At 63.9% G+C, this 24,153-nt stretch carries 17 protein-coding genes; 11 read left to right on the forward strand and 6 right to left on the reverse strand.

Going from position 1 to position 24,153, the window contains the following annotated elements; all coding sequences use genetic code 11:
* The first annotated feature begins 2 nt into the window (after positions 1 to 2).
* From D9V28_RS03225 to D9V28_RS03240, 4 genes are all read left to right on the forward strand, one after another.
* Entirely contained in the window at positions 3 to 554 is a 552-nt protein-coding gene (locus tag D9V28_RS03225; protein WP_121658243.1) for a DivIVA domain-containing protein, read from the forward strand.
* A gap of 193 nt (positions 555 to 747) precedes the next feature.
* The gene (locus tag D9V28_RS03230; RefSeq protein ID WP_229727706.1) at positions 748 to 1,299 is read left to right on the forward strand and encodes an aggregation-promoting factor C-terminal-like domain-containing protein; all 552 of its coding nucleotides are present in this window, start codon (positions 748 to 750) and stop codon (positions 1,297 to 1,299) included.
* Positions 1,300 to 1,356: 57 nt separating this feature from the next.
* Positions 1,357 to 1,656, forward strand: coding sequence for a hypothetical protein (locus tag D9V28_RS03235; protein WP_121658245.1), 300 nt, complete (start codon positions 1,357 to 1,359; stop codon positions 1,654 to 1,656).
* Between the two features lie 10 nt (positions 1,657 to 1,666).
* Positions 1,667 to 2,386, forward strand: coding sequence for an alpha/beta hydrolase (locus D9V28_RS03240; protein ID WP_371869986.1), 720 nt, complete (start codon positions 1,667 to 1,669; stop codon positions 2,384 to 2,386).
* A 29-nt stretch (positions 2,387 to 2,415) separates the two neighbouring features.
* Here the strand turns inward: D9V28_RS03240 and D9V28_RS03245 are convergent, their stop codons facing one another.
* On the reverse strand, positions 2,416 to 3,462 hold the full coding sequence (locus tag D9V28_RS03245) for an AI-2E family transporter (protein WP_121658246.1): 1,047 nt from the start codon (positions 3,460 to 3,462) through the stop codon (positions 2,416 to 2,418).
* 202 nt (positions 3,463 to 3,664) lie between these two features.
* Between D9V28_RS03245 and D9V28_RS03250 the strand changes: the two genes are divergently transcribed.
* Together D9V28_RS03250 and D9V28_RS03255 are read left to right on the forward strand one after the other, a co-directional pair.
* Entirely contained in the window at positions 3,665 to 5,503 is a 1,839-nt protein-coding gene (locus D9V28_RS03250; protein WP_121658247.1) for a DUF8094 domain-containing protein, read from the forward strand.
* Positions 5,500 to 6,477: a tetratricopeptide repeat protein gene (locus tag D9V28_RS03255; protein ID WP_121658248.1), complete on the forward strand. Its 978-nt coding sequence runs from the start codon at positions 5,500 to 5,502 to the stop codon at positions 6,475 to 6,477. Before D9V28_RS03250 ends, D9V28_RS03255 begins: the two co-directional genes overlap by 4 nt.
* An 84-nt stretch (positions 6,478 to 6,561) precedes the next feature.
* Here D9V28_RS03255 and glgB read toward each other — a convergent pair whose 3' ends face one another.
* The gene (gene glgB, locus D9V28_RS03260; protein WP_121658249.1) at positions 6,562 to 8,898 is read right to left on the reverse strand and encodes a 1,4-alpha-glucan branching protein GlgB; all 2,337 of its coding nucleotides are present in this window, start codon (positions 8,896 to 8,898) and stop codon (positions 6,562 to 6,564) included.
* Entirely contained in the window at positions 8,895 to 10,961 is a 2,067-nt protein-coding gene (locus D9V28_RS03265; protein WP_183086412.1) for a maltotransferase domain-containing protein, read from the reverse strand. The genes glgB and D9V28_RS03265 overlap by 4 nt, the downstream gene beginning before the upstream one ends.
* 111 nt (positions 10,962 to 11,072) lie before the next feature.
* Between D9V28_RS03265 and glgP the strand changes: the two genes are divergently transcribed.
* Positions 11,073 to 13,643: an alpha-glucan family phosphorylase gene (gene glgP, locus D9V28_RS03270; RefSeq protein ID WP_121658251.1), complete on the forward strand. Its 2,571-nt coding sequence runs from the start codon at positions 11,073 to 11,075 to the stop codon at positions 13,641 to 13,643.
* A gap of 61 nt (positions 13,644 to 13,704) precedes the next feature.
* Here glgP and ybaK read toward each other — a convergent pair whose 3' ends face one another.
* Both ybaK and glgX read right to left on the reverse strand, forming a co-directional pair.
* Positions 13,705 to 14,196: a Cys-tRNA(Pro) deacylase gene (gene ybaK, locus D9V28_RS03275; protein WP_121658252.1), complete on the reverse strand. Its 492-nt coding sequence runs from the start codon at positions 14,194 to 14,196 to the stop codon at positions 13,705 to 13,707.
* A gap of 10 nt (positions 14,197 to 14,206) precedes the next feature.
* On the reverse strand, positions 14,207 to 16,264 hold the full coding sequence (glgX, locus tag D9V28_RS03280) for a glycogen debranching protein GlgX (protein WP_121658253.1): 2,058 nt from the start codon (positions 16,262 to 16,264) through the stop codon (positions 14,207 to 14,209).
* 62 nt (positions 16,265 to 16,326) lie between these two features.
* Between glgX and D9V28_RS03285 the strand changes: the two genes are divergently transcribed.
* The 4 genes from D9V28_RS03285 to ligA all read left to right on the forward strand — a co-directional run bounded on the left by D9V28_RS03285 (position 16,327) and on the right by ligA (position 22,404).
* Complete coding sequence (locus D9V28_RS03285) at positions 16,327 to 17,547, forward strand: cysteine desulfurase family protein (protein WP_121658254.1); 1,221 nt, start codon at positions 16,327 to 16,329, stop codon at positions 17,545 to 17,547.
* Positions 17,548 to 17,595: 48 nt separating this feature from the next.
* Positions 17,596 to 18,720, forward strand: a complete 1,125-nt coding sequence (gene mnmA, locus D9V28_RS03290; protein ID WP_183086413.1) for a tRNA 2-thiouridine(34) synthase MnmA — start codon at positions 17,596 to 17,598, stop codon at positions 18,718 to 18,720.
* Between the two features lie 79 nt (positions 18,721 to 18,799).
* On the forward strand, positions 18,800 to 20,065 hold the full coding sequence (locus D9V28_RS03295) for an MFS transporter (RefSeq protein ID WP_229727707.1): 1,266 nt from the start codon (positions 18,800 to 18,802) through the stop codon (positions 20,063 to 20,065).
* A gap of 56 nt (positions 20,066 to 20,121) precedes the next feature.
* A complete protein-coding gene (ligA, locus tag D9V28_RS03300; RefSeq protein ID WP_121658256.1) occupies positions 20,122 to 22,404 on the forward strand; it encodes an NAD-dependent DNA ligase LigA in 2,283 nt (760 codons plus the stop codon).
* On the opposite strand, the gene D9V28_RS03305 is transcribed toward ligA, so the two are convergent.
* On the reverse strand, positions 22,405 to 24,117 hold the full coding sequence (locus D9V28_RS03305; RefSeq protein ID WP_121658878.1) for a long-chain-fatty-acid--CoA ligase: 1,713 nt from the start codon (positions 24,115 to 24,117) through the stop codon (positions 22,405 to 22,407). It abuts the gene before it with no gap.
* Positions 24,118 to 24,153: the final 36 nt, after the last annotated feature.

Raw genomic sequence — 24,153 nt, forward strand, 5'->3', positions numbered from 1 at the left:
GCGTGAGCACAACTTTCCCTCCAACAAGGAAGCGCACGAAGGGTTACAACGTCACCCAGGTTGACGCGTTCCTTGCTCAAGCGCGTGCGGCATACGATGCCGACGATTCCGGACCAACCGGACTGACGGCATCCGACATTCGACACACGTCCTTTTCTCTCGTCCGCGGCGGGTACTCAACCAGCCACGTTGATGCGGCACTCGAACGCCTCGAGGACGCGTTCGCCCTTCGCGAGCGCGAACGCGCCTTCACCGAACGTGGCAAAGGCGAGTGGCTCGGCTCCGCTCGGGAGACCGCGCAGGTGATCCTTAATCGAATCACGCGGCCGGATGGGCGACGATTCCACCGGACGAGCATCCTGGCCCAGGGATACTCGGTCGCGGATGTCGATGCGCTGTGCGTCTCGCTGACCGACTATTTTGAGCGTGGAGTTCCGTTCAGCACCGACGCGGTACGCACGGCCGTATTCGGGGCACAACGTGGCGGTTACCGCGAAGCGCAGGTCGATTTGTTGCTCGACAGCGTCATCGAAGTGATGCTCGCTGTTCGGTGATTCCTGTCGCAAACTCGCGGTAACCCCTGTTCTGGGCTAAAATCGAAAGATCGTGGCTAAACATCCTGTGAAACTCGAGTCCTCCCCACCCGCATCTCGCGTCGGAAGGGCGTTTGAGAGACCCCGATCGCGCAGTCCGTTTACGCTGTTCTTTTTCTCGTTCGCTGCGGCGGTTGCGGTCGTCGCTGTGAACGTGGTTGACCCGTATTCCGGAGCAACAGCGTCCCCGTATTTCCAGGTCGCCGACCGTTACGACGGGGCCGACACCCAGGCCCTCGCCGTTACCGGTGCCTACGAGACAAGCTTCACTCGCGACGGCTACGAGTTTGTGGCCGCGCCTATTCCTGAGCCGGTCGTTGTGGTTGAGGAAGAGCCTGAAGACGAAAAGGCGACCGGGTCAACCAAGAAGACTGCAGCGCCACTGCCGAAGGTGACAGCTGATCCCGGCTCGGCGCAGGCGATCGCCCACGACATGGTTCTCGCCCGCGGTTGGGGAGAAGACCAGTTCTCCTGCCTGGTAGCCCTGTGGAACAAGGAATCCGGTTGGCGAGTCAACGCCGAGAACAAGTCGAGCGGTGCATACGGCATCCCGCAGGCTCTGCCCGGTAGCAAGATGGGCAGCGCGGGAAGCGACTGGGCGACAAACCCGGCCACCCAGATCACATGGGGCCTCGGCTACATCAGCGGCAGGTACGGTACACCGTGCGGCGCATGGGGCCACTCCCAGGCGAAGAACTGGTACTGAGCAGACTCCGCGCGTCGCGTTGAAGCTGACGTCCGACGCGTTACCTAGGATGGGTGCATGCCTAGAAGCAACCGGCCACGAAGCCGCCGTGGGAGCCCATCGGCAGGCGAGGGCGGGTCGCTCGAACACCTGTTGTCCGGTTGGAAGCGCACGGAGACACGGCGCGGTCGGGAATTCTTTGTCCAGCCCGTCAGCGCTGAGCGGGCAGTCAAGGAGTACCTGTGCCCCGGCTGCGGACTGGGCATCGCACCGGCTGTTCCGCATCTTGTGATCTGGCGGGCAGACGGCGTGCTCGGTGATGACGCAGATCTCGCCGCGCGTCGCCACTGGCACAACCACTGTTGGCGCATCGGCTGAAACGGAACCCATGAACATGATCGAGGTGCGAGGCGGCACTGTCCTGCCCGCGGTACGCGAAGAGATCACTCTGGTCACCGCTGACGGGCTCACGCTTGTTGGCGAGCTGGCCATGCCCGTCGACCGCGAACCGGTCGCGACTCTTGTCACGTTGCACCCGCTGCCGACAGCCGGCGGCTTTATGGATTCCCACATCCTCCGAAAGGCTGCGGCCCGGCTCCCGGCGATGGCGGACCTCGCTGTGCTGCGCTTCAACACCCGCGGCACCTCATCCGAGCGTGGAACAAGCCAGGGCGAGTTCGGCGGTGGAGTCACCGAGGAGCACGACGTGCGCGCCGCTATGGACTTCATCACTGAAAGAGGACTGCCGCGGCCGTGGCTCGTCGGTTGGTCGTTCGGCACCGAACTTGTGCTCAAGTACGGCAGGGATCACGCCGTAGAGGGTGCCATCCTGCTGTCCCCGCCCCTGCACAGGGCAACGCAGGACGAACTCAACGAGTGGCGGGACGATCCTCGCGACCTCATCGCGCTGATTCCGGAATTCGATGACTATCTTCGCCCCGAGGAAGCCGCCGCGCGTTTCGCAAGCGTGCCCAACGCCGTCCTCATTGCCGTCGACGGCGGCAAGCACCTCTGGGTCGGGGAGACACAGACCCGCCGCGTGCTTTCGGAAATCGTCGGAGCTGTGAATCCCGCTGCGCTACCGCTGCCCGACGAGTGGGACGTCTGAACCGAGCTGTCGCAGGTACCTGACGATCGTTACAGCTCGTTCTGGCGCGGGATGACGACCTGCTTGATGATGAGCAGAATCGCCGCAGCCGTTGGGATGGCGATGAGAGCTCCGAGAAGTCCGAGCAGCGAACCTCCGGCGAGAGCCGCGATGACCACAACCGCCCCAGGCACGCTGACAGCGCGCCTCATGATGTTGGGGCTCAGTACGTACGCCTCGATCTGCATGTAGATGAGGTAGTAGATCGCAGCGACAAGCGCTGTGAGAGGTGAACCGAGTCCGGGTATCAGGCAGACAAGGGTGATGATGATCGACCCGGTGAGGGTTCCGACGAGCGGGATCATCGAGAAGAAGAAGGCGACGCAGGCGAGTACGGGTGGGAACGGGCCCTTGATAACCGACAGGAAGATGAAGGTCAGGATGCCGTTGCATGCGGCGATGCCCACCTGGCCTATGACGTATCGTCCCACCGAGTCGGTGATCTGCTCGGCGAGGTCAGCGAAACGCTCGCGCCGGGTGGCGGGAACCAACTGGTACAAGCCGCGCTTGATTGCGGGGAGTGACGCGGTGAAGTAGATGGTGAGGATCAGGACGATCAGAGCGCCGAAGAACGCGGTACCGATCGCGACGGCGAACTTGATGGCACCGCTACCGATGTTCGTGATGTTCGACGTGAAAAAGTCACCGGTGTCTTCGATGATCTTCTGGAAGTCGATGAATGGGAACTGCTGGGAAAGATTCTCGATCAGGGGATACGCCTGAAACTGGGTCTGAAGGTCGGGGATGATCCGTATCAGTTCAGAAATCTGGTCCACGATGATCGGCACGATCATCCACACGAGCCCAGCGAAGAGCGACAGCAGGCCGACGATGACGATGATGAGCGCTGCCCAGCGAGGAACACGCTTCTTCTCCAACCCCGTCACGATTGGGTCGAGCCCGAGGGCGATGAAAATCGCAGCGCCGATGTAGGTCAGGATCGTCGAAAGCGACACGATCGAAAACAGGATGAGAAGCCCGAGTCCGACACCAAGTGTGCCGATAAGCCCGAAGCGGAACGGGTTCTGTATCTTCACCGGAGTTCCCTCACCATGGACATTTCACAATCGTAGTGGTCGACGAACCGGCCGGAACGTCACCCGTCGAAACGGGGCGGCTGCTAGCTCCCTCTCAGGGATTTCGGATAGTCTGAAACGTCTGTGCCTGTTGCTTCCGGCCCGATGTTCACCGCAAATCGGGCGAAAATGCCCGTTCGGTTGCAACAGAGAAGGAGATTTAGTGCGATTCGTACTCGCTATTGTGGCGTTCGTTGTTGCCGCGACCATGATTGTGCTCGGCATCGCTCAGCGCACCGTCTTTCTCGGTCCGTCCACCTACGCCGTCGAGACCACCGTTAAAGGCGACCTGCCGTACACCGTGATCGGTGGTGACGTCCTCGTTTCGGAAGTCGGCCAGCAAACGCTGACGGTCTCCGGCAGTGACAGCGTCTTCGTGTCCTATGGCAGGACGGCGGATGTAGCCGCATGGCTGGGCGACGCGTCGTACAACAGGTTGTCCCTGGACGATGAGACCGGGAAGCTCGTTAGCTCGGTGGTCACCCCCGAGGAAGCGGACGATGAAGACGCAGCCCCCGAGGATGCCGCTCCGCTCACCGATGAGGAGAAGGCGGCTCAGGCAGTGCTCGATGACCCTCGAGGGTCCGACCTGTGGCTGGCCGAAAACTCGGAAGAAGCTGCAGTTCTCACCACCATCAACGTGCCAGAAGACGTCAGCGTCCTCATCGCATCGAATGGTACGGAGCCGGCCCCGTCCAAGGTTTCCGTCTCCTGGCCGCTCGACAACAGGACCCCGTGGGCCGGTCCGTTGATCACGGCGGGAATCGTCTTGCTTCTTGTCGGGCTCGCGCTTTACCTGCTCGGAATCAACCACATGCGTAAGAGTCGCGGGCCGCGCCGTAAAGGCATCAGCGCTGGACCCGGAATGGAGAAAATGCCGAAGGTGCCCAAGCCATCGCGTTACAAGTCCGACAAACGACACGGAAGCGCTCCGAAGCGTTCGCGGAGCCGGTCCATGATCGCTCTGGTACCCATCGCGCTGGTCTCGTCGCTCGCCTTAAGCGGTTGTTCTGCAGGATTCTGGCCGGACCTCGCACCTGACGCGTCGCCGTCAGCGACGCCGACCGCAACAGAGCTGGACGCCGAGCAGGAGGACGATCAGCCTGCCCCCGCCGTCACCGCTCCGCAGCTGGAACGGATCACAGCACGCATCTCGACGACCACTCTCGAAGCGGACCAGGCACTGAACGCTGACCTCGCCGCTACCCGTTTCGTCGGTCCCGCGCTCGACGAGCGCAAGGGCAACTATGCCATCCGGGCGAAAATCCCCGAGTACGCTGCGTCGCCAGTAATCCCGTCGGCGCCGGGCGGGCTCACATTGCCTCAGGCGACCGATACCTGGCCGCGAACGGTGATGAGTGTCGTCCAGGATGAAGCCAACCCGACGTCGGCTCCAACGGCCATGGTGCTCGTTCAGGCGACGCCGCGGTCAAACTATCAGGTCGAGTACGCCATGCGTCTCGAGCCGCAAGCGGAGATCCCCGAAGTGGCACCCGCCACGATCGGAGCGGCGCAACTGCCGCCGGATTCGTCGTTCCTTCTGCTTCCCCCGAACAAGCTCGCCGCAGCATACGCGGACGTCATCACCAACGGTGAGAACAGTGAGTTCGCATCACTCTTTGATGCTGAAGGAGACACCCTTCGAGGCGTCATTGCTTCTGACCGCGAAGCCAAGAAGGCTGCGCTTCCCACCACGGCGTCCATCGAGTTCTCTGTCGCGGCGGGTGAGGCGCCCCCTGTCGCTTTGGCCACGAACGAGTCGGGTGCCCTTGTGTCTGTCAACATCGCCGAAACCGAGGTCGTGAAGCCCCTCGAGGTTGGTGCCAAAATTAAGCCATCAGGCGCGGTAGCCGCGCTGAGTGGACTCACGGAAACGGAGAAGGGCGTGCAATCGACCTACAGTGACCAGCTTCTGTTTTACGTGCCCCCGGCAGGGAGCAGCGACCAGATCAGGCTGCTCGGCTTCAGCCAGGGCCTGACCGCAGCGGCGGAACTCGCATGAGCGGCGTCCAGCCCGGGCCGTCTGCCCTGAACGGCGCCGCGCTTCGCGGCGCAGTCGACCTGTCCAGCCTGGTAAATCGACCACCAGCAGGAGCGCAAGCTGCCGCGACACCGGCGCCTGGTGCACCTGGTACACCTGGCACGGTCGACGTGCCGTCGCTCGTGCTCGATGGAACTGACGAGAATTTCGCGCAGTTCCTCGAGATCTCGCAGCAGGTGCCCGTCATCGTCGACCTCTGGGCCGAATGGTGCGGCCCGTGTAAGCAGCTTTCGCCCGTCCTGGAGAAGCTCATCGCCGAATACGGCGGCAGGCTCCTTCTCGTGAAGGTGGACGTGGACGCGAACCCGCAGCTGACGCAGGCGTTCCAGGCGCAGTCCATTCCCGCCGTGGTCGCGCTCATCGGTGGTCGTCCTCTGCAACTTTTCGCCGGTGCGATCCCCGAACAGCAGGTTCGGGAGGTCTTCGAACAGGTACTCCAGGCTGCGGCACAGACCGGAGTCGTGTCGACGGCTGTCGTCGCGGGGCAGCCGGTCGAAGAGGCCGAACCAGTCGAGCCGCCACTTCCGCCCCTTCACGCTGAAGCGTACGAGGCGATCGAGGCAGGCGATTATCCCCGAGCGATCGCTGCGTATTCGAAGGCCATTGCACAGAGCCCGCTCGACAAGATGGCAATCGCCGGCCTGGCCCAGGTGAGCCTGTTGCACAGGCTCGAGGGCAAGACCATTGAACAGATCCGTTCAGCTGCGGCTGCCCAGCCGGATGACCTGGCCGCGCAGCTCGACGTCGTTGACCTCGACCTGTCGGGTGGACACGTTGAGGACGCATTTGACCGGCTCCTCACCCTGTTCGAGACCGCGGACGCCGAGGAGCGCACCGTGATTCGCACACGCCTCCTGGACCTGTTCGAGGTTGTCGGTGTCACCGATCCTCGTGTCGGTCGTGCGCGTGCGCGACTGACCAACCTGCTCTACTAGAACCACAACACGACAAACCTCCGGCCGAGAAGATCCCGTTTTCAGGATCGACTCGGCCGGAGCTTTTGTGTGTCTGGCGAACGTTTAGCGTCGAAGCCGGAGCCAGATGCTTCCCAGCGGCGGCAGCGTAACCTCGGCGGATGCCGGACGACCGCCCCACGCCACATCTGTTGCGGTGACCGACCCCATATTTCCCACACCTGAACCGCCGTAATGGGCGGCGTCTGTGTTGAGGAGTTCTTCCCACTCTCCGGCCTCCGGCAGCGCGATCCGATGAGAGTTGAGTGCGACACCCGAGAAGTTGAGCAGGACGGCGATCGTGTTGCCTTCGTTGTCGCGGCGGAGGAACGACAGCACGCTGTTCTCGGCATCTCCTCCGTCGATCAGTTCGAAACCGCTCGGGTCGTTGTCGAGCGCCCAGAGCGCCGGGTTTTCCTTGTAGACAGCGTTGAGCTGGCCGACGAGGTTGAACAGGCCCTGGTGAGCCGGCTGGTCGAGGATCCACCAGTCGAGCCCCCGTGCCTCAGACCATTCGGACGGCTGCCCGAATTCCTGGCCCATGAACAGCAGTTGCTTCCCGGGGTGCGCCCACATGAACGCAAGGAACACTCGAACGTTGGCGAGCTTCTGCCAGTGGTCGCCAGGCATGCGCGACAGCAGCGAGCCCTTGCCATGCACGACCTCGTCGTGGCTGATCGGCAGCAGGAAGTTCTCACTGAACGCGTACACGAAGGTGAACGTGAGCTCCCCATGGTGGTGCGTGCGGTACATCGGGTCCTGTTGCATGTACTGGAGGGTGTCGTTCATCCAGCCCATGTTCCACTTGATACCGAAGCCGAGCCCGCCGCCTGAGGTGGCCTTCGTCACACCGGGCCAGCTGGTCGACTCTTCGGCGATCATCACGACACCGGGGTTGCGCTTGTACGCTGTCGCGTTCGCTTCCTGCAGCAGGCTGATGGCTTGGAGGTTCTCCCGCCCGCCGTGCTCGTTCGGCACCCACTGTCCCTCTTCCCTCGAATAGTCGAGGTAGAGCATCGAGGCAACAGCGTCGACGCGAAGCCCGTCAACGTGAAACTCCTCCAGCCAGTACAGCGCGTTGGCGACGAGGAAGTTGCGCACCTGGCTGTTGCCGAAGTTGAAGATGTACGTGCCCCAGTCCTTGTGCTCGCCGAGCCGCGGGTCGGGGTGCTCGTACAGGGCCTGTCCGTCGAAACGCCCAAGGGCCCACTCGTCTGTGGCGAAGTGTCCAGGCACCCAGTCCATCAGCACGCCGATGCCGGCCTGGTGCAGACGGTCGATGAGGTATTTGAGGTCGTCGGGGTGGCCGAACCGGTTGGTCGGCGCGTAGTAGCCGCTGATCTGATAGCCCCATGAACCGCCATACGGATGCTCCGCGAGGGGCATGAATTCGACGTGCGTGTAATTGAGGGCGCGCAGGTACTCGATCAACGGGTCAGCGAGGTCACGGTATCCGTGGCCGGGTCGCCAGGAGCCGAGGTGCATCTCATAGATGCTCATCGGCCCGTTGTGAGGGTTGTTTGACGCGCGGTGCTCGAGCCACTCCGAGTCGGACCAGGTGTGCGTCGACTCTCCGACCACGGATGCCGTGAGTGGGGGAGTCTCGGTGAACCGTGCCATCGGGTCGGCGCGGCGTACCCATTCGCCGTTGGCTCCGAGAATCTCGAACTTGTACTTGGCGCCAGCGGCAACCTCAGGGACAAAGATCTCCCAGACTCCGGTCGGACCCATATTGCGCATCGAATGCGACGGGCCGTACCAGCCGTTGAAGTCGCCGATTACTCGGACAGCGCGGGCGTGAGGTGCCCAGACGGTGAACGCTGTGCCTACGACGGGGTCGCCGAAGGACGCCTGTGTCGTGAGGCGGGCGCCAAGGGCCTGCCAGAGTTCCTCGTGCCGACCCTCGCCGATCAGGTGGAGGTCGAGTTCGCCAATGGTCGGCGGGAACCGGTAGGGGTCGTCCGATGTCCAGGGCGAACCGTTCTCGTAGGTGGCACGCACACGGTAGTCGGCGAAACCATAGGAATGGCTTCCGGCCCAGATTCCACCGTAGAGGTGCTCGAGTTCAACTTCCTCACCGGTGGAGAGGACGGCGGTCACCGTTGAAGCGAGCGGCCGGAGCACACGAATGACCGTCCGGGCTCCTGCGGAGTGCTGTCCCAAAACGGAGTGCGGGTCATAGTAGGCGCCCGAAGCTACAGCTTCGAGGACCGATTCGTCTGGAACCGGGGCGCTCTCAACGTCAGAAGCGGAATCGGCGCTGCTGACAGCATCCGTCACCGCCTCGACCTGGGGCTTCTCAACGACCGGCTTCGCGGCATGCGTCTGGTTCACCTGCTGGGAGGGCGATTCTGTTACCGGGTCTTTCGGTGCATCAGGGGTCGGGTTTGTGGGGTCTGTCACTGGTTCAGCTCCTCAACGTGGAAGATGTGTACCGGTTCGACGAATGCGTCGAGCCGGACGAAGTTGTCTGTTCCCCATTGCCAGCTGTTGCCGGTGACGAGGTCCGTCACGCGGTACGGGGTGCCGAGCGGGATACCGAACGCGGTCGAGTCGATGTGAACCGTGGTCTCGCGAACCGAGTGAGGGTCGACGTTGGCGACAACCAGGATGGTGTCGGAGTTGCCAGACGGTGTGAATGCACCGTCGAGGTGCTTGCTGTAGACAAGGATCGAGTCGTCATCGCTCGAGTGCAGCGTGAGGTTGCGCAGCTGCTGCAGGGCCGGGTGCTCCCTGCGGATCGTGTTGAGTATGCCCAGGTAGATCGAGAGCGATCGCCCTGCGGCTTCGGCAGCAGCGAAGTCGCGTGGCTTGTACTCGTACTTCTCGTTGTCGATATTCTCCTCTGCGCCGGGACGGGCCACGTTCTCGAACAACTCGAACCCGGAGTAGACACCCCAGGTTGGCGCCGCAGTCGCGGCAAGGGCTGCCCTGATGGTGAACGCGGCTGGACCACCGAACTGGAGATACTCGGTGAGAATGTCCGGCGTGTTCACGAAGAGGTTGGGGCGGAGGAAATCGGCCGTTTCGGTCGAGATGCTCGTGAAGAATTCCTCGAGCTCTTCCTTCGTGTTGCGCCAGGTGAAATAGGTGTAGCTCTGCTGGAAGCCGACCCGGGCGAGCGCCTGCATCATGGCCGGACGGGTGAACGCCTCTGCCAGGAAGATGACGTCGGGCTCCTCAGCGTTCACAGTGGCGATGAGCCACTCCCAGAACTCGACGGGTTTAGTGTGCGGATTGTCGACCCGGAAGATCTTCACGCCGAGCGAGATCCAGTAACGCACGATACGGAGGACCTCCGCGCGGATGCCTTCGGGATCGTTGTCGAAGTTGACCGGGTAGATGTCCTGGTACTTCTTTGGCGGGTTCTCGGCGTACGCGATGGACCCGTCTGGGAGGGTCGTGAACCACTCGGGGTGCTCGATGACCCACGGGTGGTCGGGCGAGGCCTGGAGAGCCAGATCGATGCCGACTTCGATCTGTTTCTTCGCGGCCTGGCCCAAGAACCAGGTGAAGTCCTCGACGGTACCAAGATCCGGGTGGATGGTGTCGTGTCCACCGGAGGGGGAACCGATCGCCCACGGCGAACCTGGGTCGTGCTCACCCGGATTGAGGGTGTTGTTCGGACCCTTGCGGAATGAGGTACCGATGGGGTGAATCGGCGGCAGGTACAGCACGTCGAAGCCCATTGCCGCGACCGCGCTGAGGCGCTTTGCCGCTGTGCGGAAGGTCCCGGACTGCCAGGAGCCGTCTTTGCGCTGCTTCGCGCCCTCCGAACGTGGGAAGAATTCATACCAGGAGCCGGAGCCCGCGCGAGCGCGTTCGACCCGCATTTCGGCTGGCTCGGACTCGCTGGCCAGTCCTCTGATCGGGCGGACTTGCATGATGCGCTCGAGTTCGGGATCCGAAAGAACGGCGAAGCGAACCTCGTCGCCAGCAGAGACGTCCAGAAGTGATTCTGCGGCGGTGGCAAGGGCATCGCGCTCGCGGACGGGGCGGTTCTTGTCTGTCGCCGCGCGAGCAAGGAGTTCGGCACCCATCGTGTACATGAGCTCGACGTCGATGCCTGCGGGGATCTTGATCTCGGCGTTGTGCCGCCAGGTTTCCCACTCGTCGGCGTACGCGCGCACCGAGAAGGTCCACGTTCCCACCGATGTGACCTGGGCGAGCGTTGAATAATCATCGAGACCGACGGTCACGAGGCGCATTGGATGTCTGTGCGTACGCCCCGATGGGTCGGTGAGCAACAGCTCGACGCCGATGCTGTCGTGCCCCTCTCGGAATGCCGTCGCACCGAACGGAATCACCTCGCCGACGTAGCCACGGGCCGGCCATCGGCCGCCTGAGACAACGGGGGAGAGGCCGAGCACGGGAATGCGCCCGATTCCTCGTGCGGGAGCGGATGGTCTGGTTTCTGCTGCACGTGGGGCTGACGCCGCCGCTGTGCTCGATGCTTTCTTCGCCACGGTCCGACCGTACCGCGAATAGCGAGCTCAGTGATGAGCCTTGACCAAACTGCTTCGACCCAATAGGGCGAGTGTTGACTTCGAACGCCCTCCCACCCTTAGGCTGAACGCGTGAAGGCCATTCGACGATTTACCGTTCGCCCGGCACTCCCGGAGCGACTCTCCTCTCTCGAGACACTTTCGGGCAACCTCCGATGGGCCTGGCACCTGCCAACCCAGGAGCTGTTCTCCGAGATCTCGCCTGACGCGTGGCGTGACTACCAGCACGATCCGGTGACCCTCTTCGGGGAGATCAGCCAGCAGCGGATTGATGAACTCGCCGCAGACGACGATTTCGTCGGTCGCGCAAACGCGCTGCGCGACGACCTGAAGAGGTACCTGCAGGAGCCCCGCTGGTACCAGGGCCTCGAGGGGGACAAGCCCGAGAGCATCGCGTACTTTTCGCCGGAGTACGGAGTTGCTGCCGCCCTGCCGCAGTATTCGGGGGGACTGGGCATCCTGGCAGGTGACCACCTGAAAAGCGCCTCCGACCTCGGCGTCCCGCTGATCGCTGTCGGCCTGTTCTACCGTGCCGGTTACTTCAGCCAGTCACTGTCATCGGACGGCTGGCAGCAGGAGACCTATCCGGTGCTTGACCCTGACGGACTTCCGTTGCGCGTGCTTCGCCAGCCGGACTCCAGCCCAGTCGTCATCACCCTCAGCCTGCCGGACGACCGGGTGCTGAGCGCACGAGTCTGGGTTGCCGCCGTCGGTCGCGTCACGCTTCTTCTCCTCGACACCGACATTCCTGAGAATTCCGATGAGCTGAGCCGAGTGACCGACCGGCTCTACGGTGGTGCCGAGGAACACCGGCTGAGGCAGGAACTCCTCCTCGGTATCGGCGGCGTCCGGGCCATTCGCGCCTGGGCCGAACGCGCGGGGGTGCGGCCGCCCGAAGTGTTTCACACGAACGAGGGCCACGCCGGGTTCCTCGGCCTCGAACGCATCGGCGACCTGATCCGTGGCGGACTGAGCTTCGACGAGGCCCTGCAGGTCGTTCGTGCAGGCACCGTGTTCACCACCCACACGCCGGTGCCCGCCGGCATCGACAGGTTCTCAACGGACCTCGTGCGGCGGTACTTTGAGACCGACCTGCTCCCCGGGGTAGCGGTTGACGACATTCTGGCGCTTGGGCGCGAACCGGAAACAGCCGGTGGCGCCTTCAACATGGCTGTCATGGGCCTGCGCCTCGGCCAGCGCGCCAACGGTGTGTCGCAATTGCACGGGCAGGTCTCGAGGGGCATGTTCTCCTCGCTCTGGCCCGGCTTCGACGCCGACGATGTGCCCATCACATCGATCACCAACGGTGTGCACGCCCCGAGCTGGACCGCGCCGGAGTTGACGGCGCTCGCCGAAGCCACATGGGGGAGCCGAGACACGGTCGGCGCGGACTGGACCAGCCCGCAGCTGTCAACAGCCGCGCTCTGGGAAACCCGTAACGTCATGCGCGCCGAGCTGGTTGCCGACGCCAGGCGTCGTGTCGCCCGTGCCTGGGCGAGCCAAAACCCGGGGGGAGTGACTCCGAGCTGGCTGGCCAGCATCCTCGACCCCAACATTCTCACCATCGGTTTCGCTCGACGGGTGCCGACATACAAGCGCCTGACCCTGATGCTTCACGACACCGACAGGCTCAAGCGGCTCCTCACCGACCCCGAACGCCCGATCCAGATCGTCATCGCCGGCAAATCGCATCCGGCCGACGAGGAGGGCAAGCGCCTCATCCAAAAAGTGGTCGAGTTCGCGAGCGACCCTTCGGTACGCGAGCGCATCGTGTTCCTGCCCGACTACGACATCTCGATGGCGCAGAAACTGTACCCGGGAACCGACATCTGGCTCAACAACCCGTTGCGCCCCTTTGAAGCCTGCGGAACAAGCGGAATGAAGGCTGCGCTTAACGGTGCACTCAACCTGTCGATTCTCGACGGCTGGTGGGACGAGTTCTTCGACGGCGAAAACGGCTGGGCGATTCCGTCCGCCGTCACGACCGACCCGGTTGAGCGCGACAGGCTCGAAGCGAACTCGATGTACGAACTGATCGAGCACCAGATTGCGCCGCTGTTCTACGACAGGAACGAGAACGGTGAACCCGAGCGCTGGCTGACCCACGTTCGGCACACACTCGCGACCCTGTCGCCGCAACTGAGCGCAGACCGGATGGTTCGCCAGTACGTGTCCGAACTGTATCTCCCGGCCCACTCGAGCCAGGCCGAGCTGCGATTCGACGGGTACCGGGCCGCACGCCAGCTGGCCGAGTGGAAGCGGCGAGTTGCCGCGGCCTGGTCGGATGTTTCCATCGTGCACGTCGAGTCCGGTGGCCTCGACGCCACACCGCAGGTGGGTGATGAGCTCCGGCTGCGTGCAACCGTGCGACTCGGAAGCCTCTCGCCGGACGACGTCGCCGTTCAGGTGGTCTATGGACAGAGCAAAACGGGCGACGAGGAGTTGCACGAGACCCGCACGCGCAATCTCGAGGTAGAGCAGGACGAGCGAAACGGCGCAGAGCACGACGGTTCCGCCCTCGAGTTCGTCGGCTCGGTCAAGCTGCGTCGGCCTGGCGGCTTCGGTTACAGCGTGCGCGTGGTGCCGAAGAACAACCTGCTGGCCAATGCGGCCGAGCTTGGACTGATTCACACGGCTGAATAGAGCGGATGCCACGGGGCCCGGAAACACGCACACGCGTGGGTTTCCAGGCCCCGGGCTTCGCTCAGACCTTGCCGATTCCGGCCAGCGTGGCGCTGGTCACCGACACGAGGTCGACCGGCGCGAGCTCGATGTCGAATCCTCGTCGCCCTCCAGACACGAACACGCTGCCGAACTGGGCCGCCGAAGTGTCGACGACCGTTCGCAGCCGGGTCTTCTGTCCGATCGGGCTGATCCCGCCGACGACGTAGCCGGTCTTTCGCTCGGCGAGCGAGGGGTCGGCCATCCGGGCCTTCTTGCCTCCGACGGCAGCGGCGAGCGCCTTGAGGTCGAGTTGTCCGGCGACGGGCACGACGGCAACGACGAGCGCACCGTCGACGTCGGCGAGCAGCGTTTTGAAAACCCTGGTCGTTTCGATGCCGAGGGCGCTTGCCGCTTCGAGGCCGTAACCGGCGGCTGCAGGGTCGTGATCATACGGGTGAGGAGTGAACGCGATCCCCGCCTTCACCAGCGCTACGGTCGCGGGGGTCCCCACGGAGGTGTCTTTTTTCGCCATGTTCCGCCCGTCAGGCGTCGTTGGAGAAGAGCCGGAACAGTTGCATCGATGTTGGCGCAACGTCGATGGTGTCCCCGGGAACCGAGCTGACAGCATCCGTTCTCGGTGTTTCATCATCACTTCGCCAGAGCAGCTCGAACCGTGTGACGTCGTCGTGCGCAGGCAGGGTCACGGTCGTGGGTTCCTCAACACCGTGGACGATCAGCAGGATGCGGTTGAAGTCCTCGAACTCGGGAGTGGACGCCGCAACATACTGCAGCGTGCGGTTGTCTGCGCGTGCCCAGTCGTCCTCACTCATCGTGTTGCCTGAAGCGTCGTACCAGTCGATCCGGCTCGCACTCGGCACCGCCTCACCGACCCGGCCGAACCGCACAGGGCGAAGAGCCGGGTTCTGCCGCCGCAGTTCGATCAACCGCTTGGCGTGCGCCCGCAGGTTGTGCTGCCAGCCGTCGACCGGGAAGCTCAGCCAGGTGAGCTCGGAGTCGTGGCAGTACGCGTTGTTATTGCCACGCTGGGTTCTGCCGTACTCGTCACCAGCGGTGATCATGGGTATACCTGACGAGAGCAGCAGCGTGCCCAGGAGGTTGCGCATCGCCTTGCGCCTGGTGGCCAAGACGGCGACGTCGGCGGTTGGGCCCTCGGCGCCGTGGTTGAACGAGCGGTTGTTGTCTGTGCCGTCACGGTTCGATTCGCCGTTGCCGACGTTGTGTTTGATGTCGTACGAGACGAGGTCGGCCAGCGTGAATCCGTCGTGCGCCGTCACAAAATTGACGGACGCCAGTGGGCCGCGCTCGACCGGGAAGGTGTTGCTTGACCCTGCAAGGCGTGTGGCGAAACCGCCGATGCCGACGGGGGCTGCACTGGCACGTCGCGCATAGTCGACGTCGGAGAGCCAGAAGTTGCGCACCCGGTCGCGGTACCGATCGTTCCACTCACTCCAGCCGTTCGGGAACGAGCCGGTCTGCCAGCCGCCAGCGCCGACATCCCACGGTTCGGCGATCATCTTCACGCCGGCAAGCAGGGGGTCTGAGGTGATCGCCTGCAACAGCTCGGACCCGGCCGAGAACTCGTGATTAGCATCCCGCCCGAGGGTGACGGCCAGGTCGAAGCGGAATCCGTCTACCTGAACGTCGTTTGCCCAGTACCTCAGTGAGTCGAGAACGAGCTGGCGTGCGACCGGGTGCGCCGTGTTCAGGCTGTTGCCGCAACCGGTCACGTCAATGTACGTGCCGTCGGCTGTCTGACGGTAGTAGGCGTCGTTGTCGAGCCCGCGCAGGCTCGTCGTCGGCCCGTCCCTGCCCTCCTCGGCTGTGTGGTTGTAGACAACGTCGAGGACCACCTCGATCCCAGCCTCGTGCAGCAGCCGGACCATGCCCTTGAACTCGCGGAGCACGGCGCCAGGCCCCTCCACTTGAGCGGCCTTCGAACCGTACGGCTGGTGCGGGGTGAAGAAGTTCAGGCTGTTGTAGCCCCAGTAGTTCGTGAGGCCCTGTTTGATGAGTCGTTGCTCCGATGCGAACGCGTGCACTGGGAGCAGCTCGACGGTTGTGACGCCGAGGTCGGTGAGGTAATCGAGAGTCGCCGGGTGGGCCAGTCCTGCGTAGCTGCCTCGCAGGTGCTCCGGGACACCCCTGTTGAGCATCGAGATGCCCCTGGCGTGTGCCTCGTAGATCACCGTTTTGTCGAGCGGCACGTGGGGTTTGGTCACGCCGCCCCAGTCGAAACCGTCGTCGACGACCACCGAGCGAAACTGTCCGGGCGCGACGCGCACCATTCCGCGGCTGTACGGCTCGATCAGCAGTTTCGACGGGGCAAACGCGTGGGTCGGGCCCGAGGGGCCGGCCGCTCGAACCGCGTAGCGCGTCCCCGCTTTCAGCGAAGGTGATCGCGCCGTCCAGACGTCGCCTGCCCCGTGTTCCATCGGAACGGTCTCGGTGACCCAGTTCGGATCTCTCGAGTCAAAGAGCACGAGTTCAAGCTGCTGGGCTGAGGAAGACCAGACTCGAAGTTCGCCGCCGTGCGGTGTTGCCTGCACACCGAGAGTGCGCTGTGCGCCGGCAGAAGTCATGCGACCTAGAGTAGTTGGGTACGGGTTTCGTGCGTGAATCGACGAAAGTAGGGAGGACCGCCATGGTCGTCTACCTTGACCACGCGGCGACGACCCCGATGATTCCTGAGGCGATTGATGCATACACGGATGCCATGCGTCAGGTGGGGAACCCCGCGTCCATTCACTCGCAGGGGCAGTCTGCCAAACGCATGCTGGAGGAGGCGCGCGAGGTCATCGCCACGTCTCTCAGCTGCGACCCGATCGAGGTCGTCCTGACCTCTGGCGGTACCGAGTCCATCAATCTTGCCCTGAAGGGCATCTACTGGAAGCGCAACGTCGACAGTGCCCGCCAGGTGATCCTCGCGCCTGGGGGAGAGCACCACGCCACGATCGACACCCTCGAGTGGCTCGAGAAACACGAGGGAGCGGAGATCTCCTGGCTGCCGCTCGACGGCGACGGCACCGTCGAGCCTGCCGCTGTCGAACGGGCACTGGCCGAGCACGGCCCACGTGTCGCCCTGATCACCATGCTCTGGGCGAACAACGAGGTCGGAACCATCCAGCCGGTCACCGACATCGCCGCGCTCGCCGCAGCACATGACGTTCCGCTGCACGTCGACGCGGTTGCCGCGTACGGCTACCTTCCCGTGGACTTCGCCGCTGTGCGGCGGGACTCGGGCAGCACCGGCGGTGCCGGCCTCGCGGCGCTGAGCGTCTCCGCGCACAAAATCGGCGGACCCGTCGGAATCGGTGCCCTCGTGGTCTCCCGTTCGGCTCAGGTGGAACCGCTGCTGCACGGCGGCGGCCAGCAGCGGCAGGTGCGATCAGGCACACAGGATGTCGCAGGTACTGTGTCGTTCGCCGTGGCCGCCCGATTCGCCCAGGCGCGGCTGTCCACTGAATCCGGCCGGCTCACCGCACTGCGGAACCGCGTGATCGCCGGGATCCTCGACGCGGTTCCGACCGCGAAGCTCAACGGAGCGACGGGGTCGAACCGCCTCCCGGGCAACGCGCACTTTGCCTTCCCCGGCTGCGAGGGCGATTCGCTGCTGTTCCTCCTCGACATGGCCGGTGTCTCGGTCTCCACAGGCTCGGCCTGCCAGGCGGGCATCCCCGAGCCGTCGCACGTGCTTCGCGCCATGGGCCGCGATGAACTCGAGGCCAGGGGGGCACTCCGCGTCACGCTCGGGCACTCGACAACCGACGACGACATCGACGCACTGATCGCCGCCGTTCCGCACGCGTACGCCCAGGCGGCGCGAGCCGGACTGTCCGATCGCAAAACTGTCCTCGGCTCCTGAGTTCGCCGAAACAGAGCGCACCCAGAATACGGCGCGTACACTGTTCCGGTGAAGGTTTTAGCAGCTATGTCAGGCGGAGTGGATTCCGCGGTCGCCGCAGCGCGCGCTGTCGAAGCCGGCCACGAGGTCGTCGGGGTGCATCTGGCACTGAGCCGGATGCCGGGAACCCTGCGCACCGGAAGCCGCGGATGCTGCACCATCGAGGATTCGATGGACGCCCAGCGAGCCGCGAACATCATTGGTATCCCGTACTACGTCTGGGACTTCTCGGAACGGTTCAAGCTCGACGTCGTCGATGACTTCATCGCCGAGTACGCGGCGGGCCGAACGCCGAACCCCTGCATGCGCTGCAACGAGAAGATCAAGTTCGCCGCACTGCTCGAGAAGGCACTCGACCTCGGCTTCGACGCTGTCTGCACCGGGCACTACGCCACCATCCTCACAGACGCCGACGGTAACCGTGAACTGCACCGCGCCAGCGCGTGGGCGAAAGACCAGAGTTACGTGCTCGGTGTGCTCACCGCCGAGCAGATCGAACACTCCATGTTCCCGCTCGGCGCGACCCCGTCCAAGGCCGAGGTGCGGGCAGAAGCAGCGGAACGAGGCTTCAGCGTCGCAAACAAGCCCGACAGCCACGACATCTGCTTCATCCCGGACGGAGACACCCGTGGCTGGCTGGCCGACCGGGTCGGCGCAGAGAAGGGCCAGATCCTCGACCGGACCGGCTCCGTCGTCGGTTCACACGAAGGCGCACAGGCGTTCACTGTTGGCCAGCGCCGCGGGCTCAACCTCGGAGTGCCTGACCCTGACGGTCGGCCACGGTTCGTCCTCGAGGTTCGCCCCAAGACCAACGAGGTCGTCGTCGGCCCGAAGGAAGCACTGGCGATCGGCGAGATCGCCGGCTCCCGGTTCACCTGGGCCGGTCTCGCCCCCGAACACCCCGACCTCGCCTTCGAGTGCGACGTTCAGATCCGGGCGCACGCCGACCCGGTTCCCGCTGTCGCTGTCGTCCAGCCGCACGCCGAGACCGGGGAGCCCGAGCTGATGATCCGTCCGCGGACGCCGCTCGACGGCGTCGCTCCCGGGCAAACGGCTGTCGTGTACGTGGGCACACGGGTGCTCGGACAGTGCACCATCGACCGCACAGTAAGCGCCGTTCCGGCCGACGCTTGACCTGCCGAAGGTAACGTCCGCGCGAAGAGGGGGCGCAACATCCGCCCCGCTCGAAGCAAAGCTGCGCTATCTTGACTGCGTGTCCACGACTACCGAAGGACCCCAGACCCCGGTTGCCGAACCCATCCGACGGGTAACCTCCCGTTGGATTGCGCTGTTCGCCGCTGCGTGGCTCGGCATCTGGATGGCCCAGCTGACGCCGATTCAGCTTCTGCTTCCACTACAGGTGGATGCGGCGGTTTCTCCCGACAACTGGGTCGACAGTGTTGTGGCGTTCGGGATTATTTCGGGTGCGGCCGGGCTCTGCGCTCTTGTGGTGTACCCCCTCACCGGGGCGCTCTCGGACCGCACGACCTCTCGTTTCGGGCGGCGGCGGCCGTGGATCGCCGCTGGGACTGTGCTGTTCGCCGGATCGCTTGCGGTGCTGGCGTTTCAGGGAAACATCGTCGGGATAGGTGTGGCCTGGTGCGCAGCCCTGTCTGGGTTCTGCATGCTGACCGCCGCCCTGACCGCGGTGATCTCCGATCAGGTGCCCGTGACCCAGCGTGGGACGGTTTCGGGGTGGATGAGCGCCCCACAGGCGGTCGGAATCATCCTCGGTGTGGCCCTGGTGACGTTCCTCTCGCTCGGCCAACTGCTCGGTTACCTTGTGGTGTCGGTCGCGCTCGTTGTGCTTGTGCTTCCGCTGCTCTTCGCTTTCTCCGATGAGGTGCTCCCCGTTGGCGCCCGCGCTCGGCTGACGTTTCGCACCCTGGTCTCCGGATTCTGGATTGACCCGCGCACCCATCCGGATTTTGGCTGGACTCTGCTCGGGCGAGTGCTCGTCAACCTGGGCAACGCGCTTGGCACGACGCTTTTGCTCTACTTCCTGCAATACGGTCTGAAAATCGAGCAAGCGGAAGACGGACTGCTCGCGCTGACACTCGTTTACATGATCTTCGTCATTCTGGCTTCGGTTATCCTCGGGAATCTCTCCGATCGCCTCGGACGACGAAAGTCATTCATCGTCGCCGCGGCGGGACTGCAGGGCATTGCCGCACTCATTCTGGCCTTCGTGCCGAGTTTCGACGCGGCGCTGCTGGCCGCGGGGCTGCTCGGCATGGGCTACGGATGTTTCCTCTCGGTCGACCAGGCGCTCGCGACGCAGGTGCTTCCTGCACAGGAGGATCGAGGTAAGGACCTCGGGATCATGAACATTGCCATGGCCGCGCCGCAGGCGTTCGCCCCGCTGTTCGGCGCGATGATTGTGGCGACATTTGGGAGCTTCCCCGCGCTGTTCGTGGCTGCCGGTGCAGCCGCGATCCTCGGTGCTTTAGCGATCCTTCCGGTGCGATCGGTGCGGTGAGTCCCCGGTCCGCAAGCCCCTCGGGCAGCGTCGGTGGCTTTCCCTAGACTGAACGAGTGACTGACAGCACCGACACGCAGAGAACTCCGGCCGACCTCGAACAGGCCGCAGCCGAATCCGACGCATTGACGACTCGCATCATCGAACTCCGCGATGCCTACTACGAGCGCGACACCTCGCTCGTGTCAGACGCTGAGTACGACGCAATGATGCATCGACTCGAACAGCTTGAGCACCTCTTCCCTGAATTGCAGGGTCAGGACAGCCCGACGCAGACCGTCGGTGGCCGTGCCCAGGCGTCGCTCTTCGACCCGGTGACTCACGTTGAGCGCATGCTGAGCCTCGACAACGTGTTCTCAGCCGACGAGCTTCGGAGCTGGAGCGAGCGGGTCGAACGCGCGTCTGGCCGGTCCGTTCACTATCTCACCGAGCTCAAAATCGACGGGCTCGCCATCAACCTTCGGTACGAGAAGGGTCGACTGGTCAGCGCGGCGACCCGCGGAGATGGTGTCGTCGGCGAAGACGTCACCGAGAACATCGCGGCGATCACCTCCATCCCCAGTCGGCTCAGCGGCACGGGGCACCCCGACCGCGTGGAGGTGCGCGGAGAGATCTTCTTCCCCGTCGAATCCTTCCGCGAACTCAACGAACTGCAGTTGGCAGCAGGCGAGAAGGTCTTCGCCAATCCGCGCAACGCGGCAAGCGGCAGCCTTCGCCAGAAGTCAGAAGGTAAGAGCGCCGCCGCTCTGCAACTGATGAAGAACCGACTGGGTCGACTGCAGATGCTGGTGCACGGCGTCGGTGCCTGGCCGAATCCTCCTGTCGCCGCGCAAAGCGAGGTGTACGACCTCCTCGCTGGCTGGGGGCTGCCAACATCGACGCACTATCGCGTCTTCGAGAACATCGACGGTGTGATTGAGTTCATCGACTACTTCGGCGAGCACAGGGCCAGTGTCGAGCACGAGATCGACGGAATCGTCATCAAAGTCGACGAGCTCGCGCTGCATGACGAACTCGGTGCAACAAGCAGGGCGCCCCGGTGGGCGACGGCATTCAAGTACCCGCCAGAACAGGTCAACACCAAGCTGCTTAACATTGTGGTCAGCGTCGGCAGAACCGGGCGAGCGACCCCGTTTGCCCAGGTCGAGCCGGTCCGGGTCGCCGGGTCAACGGTCAGCCAGGCCACACTGCACAACCAGGACGTTGTGAAAGCGAAAGGTGTCCTCATCGGAGACATGGTCGTGCTCCGCAAGGCTGGCGACGTGATCCCGGAAATCCTTGGCCCGGTCGTCGAGCTACGCGACGGAACCGAGCGCGCATTCGTCATGCCGGAACTGTGCCCATCCTGTGACACACCGCTTCGGCCCGCGAAGGAGGGCGACAAAGACCTCCGCTGCCCGAACTCACGGTCCTGCCCGGCTCAGGTGCGCGGCCGGGTCGAGCACGTCGGCTCTCGCGGGGCGCTCGATGTTGAAGGTTTGGGTGAGGTCGCTGCGGCCGCACTCAGCCAGCCGCTTGACCCGACGCGTCCTCCGCTTGCCGACGAGAACGGAGACGTGTCAGAGGCGCGACTGTTCTCGATGACCATCGAGGACCTGTTCCCGGTCACTGTCACGGTCTTCGACTTCGAGACAGGACTGCCCAAGGTCACAGACGACGGAGAGGTCAAGCGGGTCACACCGTTCCGTCGACGCCGGTCGAAGAAGGACGGTCCGTTCGACCCCACATCGGAAACCTTCTCCGGTGACGAATTCTCCGTGCCGTCAAAGAGTGCTATCGAGCTCCTCGACAATCTTGCCGCGTCAAAGACGAAACCGCTCTGGCGTATTCTCGTCGCGCTCAACATTCGTCACGTTGGCCCGGTCGCTGCGCGCGCCCTCGCCAACTACTTCGGCTCGCTCGACGCCATCCGCGCCGCGACACGAGACGAGCTCGCCGAGACAGAGGGTGTTGGCGGCATCATCGCTGACGCGGTGATCGACTGGTTTGAGGTTGATTGGCACCGTCAGATCATCGACGAATGGACCGAAGCTGGCGTCCAATTCGCCACGCCGGGGCACCCCGGCCCCGGGGCCGCCGGCGAAGCGGGCGGCGTCCTCGCTGGGGTCACCGTTGTCGCGACAGGGTCGCTTGAGGGTTTCACCCGCGAGGGTGCGCTCGAGGCAATCATGGCGGCCGGCGGCAAGGCCGCATCTAGCGTGTCGAAGAAGACGGACTTTGTTGCGGCAGGACCGGGCGCTGGCTCCAAACTCGCAAAGGCTGAGGAGCTCGGTCTTCGAATCATCAACGCTGAGCAGTTCGCTCTGCTCGTGTCGAAAGGACCCGACGCCCTCGCCTGATTAGGAGGGGATCGGTCCTGAACGACCGGATTCCTTGTGCAGCAGTTGCTCACGCACCTGCTTCCGCAGAACCTTGCCGATCAGCGACGTCGGCAGTTCTTCGATGAACATGATGCGGCGGGGAACCTTGTACGGCGTCAGGTTGTCGCGGGCGAACTGCCTGATCGACTCTCGGTCGGCTTTTTCGCCTTTCTTGAGCACAACCGCAGCGACAACGTCCTCGCCGGAGTGCGCACTTGGCATTCCGACAACAGCGACGTTCGCGATGGCCGGGTGCAGACGCAACGTGTTCTCAACCTCGGTCGGTGCCACGTTGAAACCGCCGGTGATGATCAGTTCCTTGATCCTGTCGACGACGCTGACGAAGCCATCCGAATCCATGGTGACGATGTCGCCCGTACGAAACCAGCCGCCGACGAAGACCGCATTTGTCTCCTCGGGTTTGCGGTAGTAACCCGAGAACACCTGAGGCCCACGAACGAGCAACTCGCCAGGGGTTCCGGGCTCGACGTCAACGGTTGGGTCCTCGGGGTCGACGATGCGGATTTCCGTGCTGGGCAGGGGAAGCCCGACTGTGCCGGCCTTTCGCCCGTCAGACACCGGGTTGGCCATCAACACGGGCGAACATTCGCTGAGTCCGTAGCCCTCGATCAGGTACCCGCCTGTAGCTTCCTCGAAAGGCACAACGAGGTCGTGTGGCAGCGCCATAGCGCCCGTGATCCCGATCTCGAGTCCTTGGAGTGAGATATCTTTTTCTTTCGCCCGCGCGAGCAGTCGCTCGGCAATCGGTGGCACCGCTGGCAAGAACGTGGGCGGATGCTTTTTTGCCGCTTTGAGGACGAGGTCCGGGTCGAACTTGGGAAACAGGACCAGCCGCGCGCCGAGGCTCATCGCAAACGTCAGGCACAGGGTGAGACCGTAGGCGTGGAACATGGGAAGCACCGCGTAAATGGTGCAGCCGACATGGGTGATTGTCGGTGTCCATGCGCGTGCCTGCACCGCGTTGGCCAACAGATTGGCGTGGGTGAGGACCGCACCCTTGGGGAGTCCAGTCGTCCCTGAGGTGTACTGGATGATGGCGACGTCTGTGGCGTCAGGGTGCGGGTGCGCGGGGTCGATGGGGTGCGCCGCGCCCAGGCGCGACCAGCTGATGGTGTTCCTGGTCTTCGTGGTGAGCGCGTCGCGGGACTCACGTGCCTTCGCAATCGGCAACGTCAGTGCGATGCGCATTCCGATCGTCATCGACCGGGTGATGTCCACATCGATGAGCGACTCGACCGCAATGTCCTCGGGGAAGTCCTGCACCGTCGCAACTACCTTGTTCCAGACGATGGCGACCTTGGCGCCGTGGTCTTCGAACTGGTGTCGAAGTTCCCGCGGCGTGTACAACGGATTGTGTTCCACGACGATCGCACCGAGTCGGAGAATCGCGTAAAACGCGACGATGTGTTCGGGGCAGTTCGGCAGAACGATGGCGACAGGGTCACCCTTCTTCACGCCGAGCTCGCGAAGCCCTTCTGCAACCCGCTGGATGGCACGCTGCAGCTGGCGATACGTGGTCGTGGCGCCGAAAAACTCGAGGGCGACGAGCGAGGGGTGCGCTTCAGCCGATGAGTTGACGAGGTCGCCGAGGGTTCCGTTCTGAACCGGGATGTCGAATGGGACATCCGATGCATAGTTAGCCAGCCAGGGACGCGTAGAGGTATCGGTCACTCGTCCCACTCTAACCGGGGAGGGTGCTCGGCGACG

The sequence above is a fragment of the Mycetocola zhadangensis genome (assembly GCF_003668565.1).
Lineage (GTDB): Bacteria > Actinomycetota > Actinomycetes > Actinomycetales > Microbacteriaceae > Mycetocola_A > Mycetocola_A zhadangensis.

Excerpts from the sequence above, each read along its gene's own strand:
- glgX (WP_121658253.1), bottom strand. The coding sequence starts at position 16,264 with ATGACTTCTGCCGGCGCACAGCGCACTCTCGGTGTGCAGGCAACACCG.
- D9V28_RS03255 (WP_121658248.1), top strand. The coding sequence starts at position 5,500 with ATGAGCGGCGTCCAGCCCGGGCCGTCTGCCCTGAACGGCGCCGCGCTT.
- D9V28_RS03240 (WP_371869986.1), top strand. The coding sequence starts at position 1,667 with ATGAACATGATCGAGGTGCGAGGCGGCACTGTCCTGCCCGCGGTACGC.
- D9V28_RS03235 (WP_121658245.1), top strand. The coding sequence starts at position 1,357 with ATGCCTAGAAGCAACCGGCCACGAAGCCGCCGTGGGAGCCCATCGGCA.
- ybaK (WP_121658252.1), bottom strand. The coding sequence starts at position 14,196 with ATGGCGAAAAAAGACACCTCCGTGGGGACCCCCGCGACCGTAGCGCTG.
- D9V28_RS03285 (WP_121658254.1), top strand. The coding sequence starts at position 16,327 with ATGGTCGTCTACCTTGACCACGCGGCGACGACCCCGATGATTCCTGAG.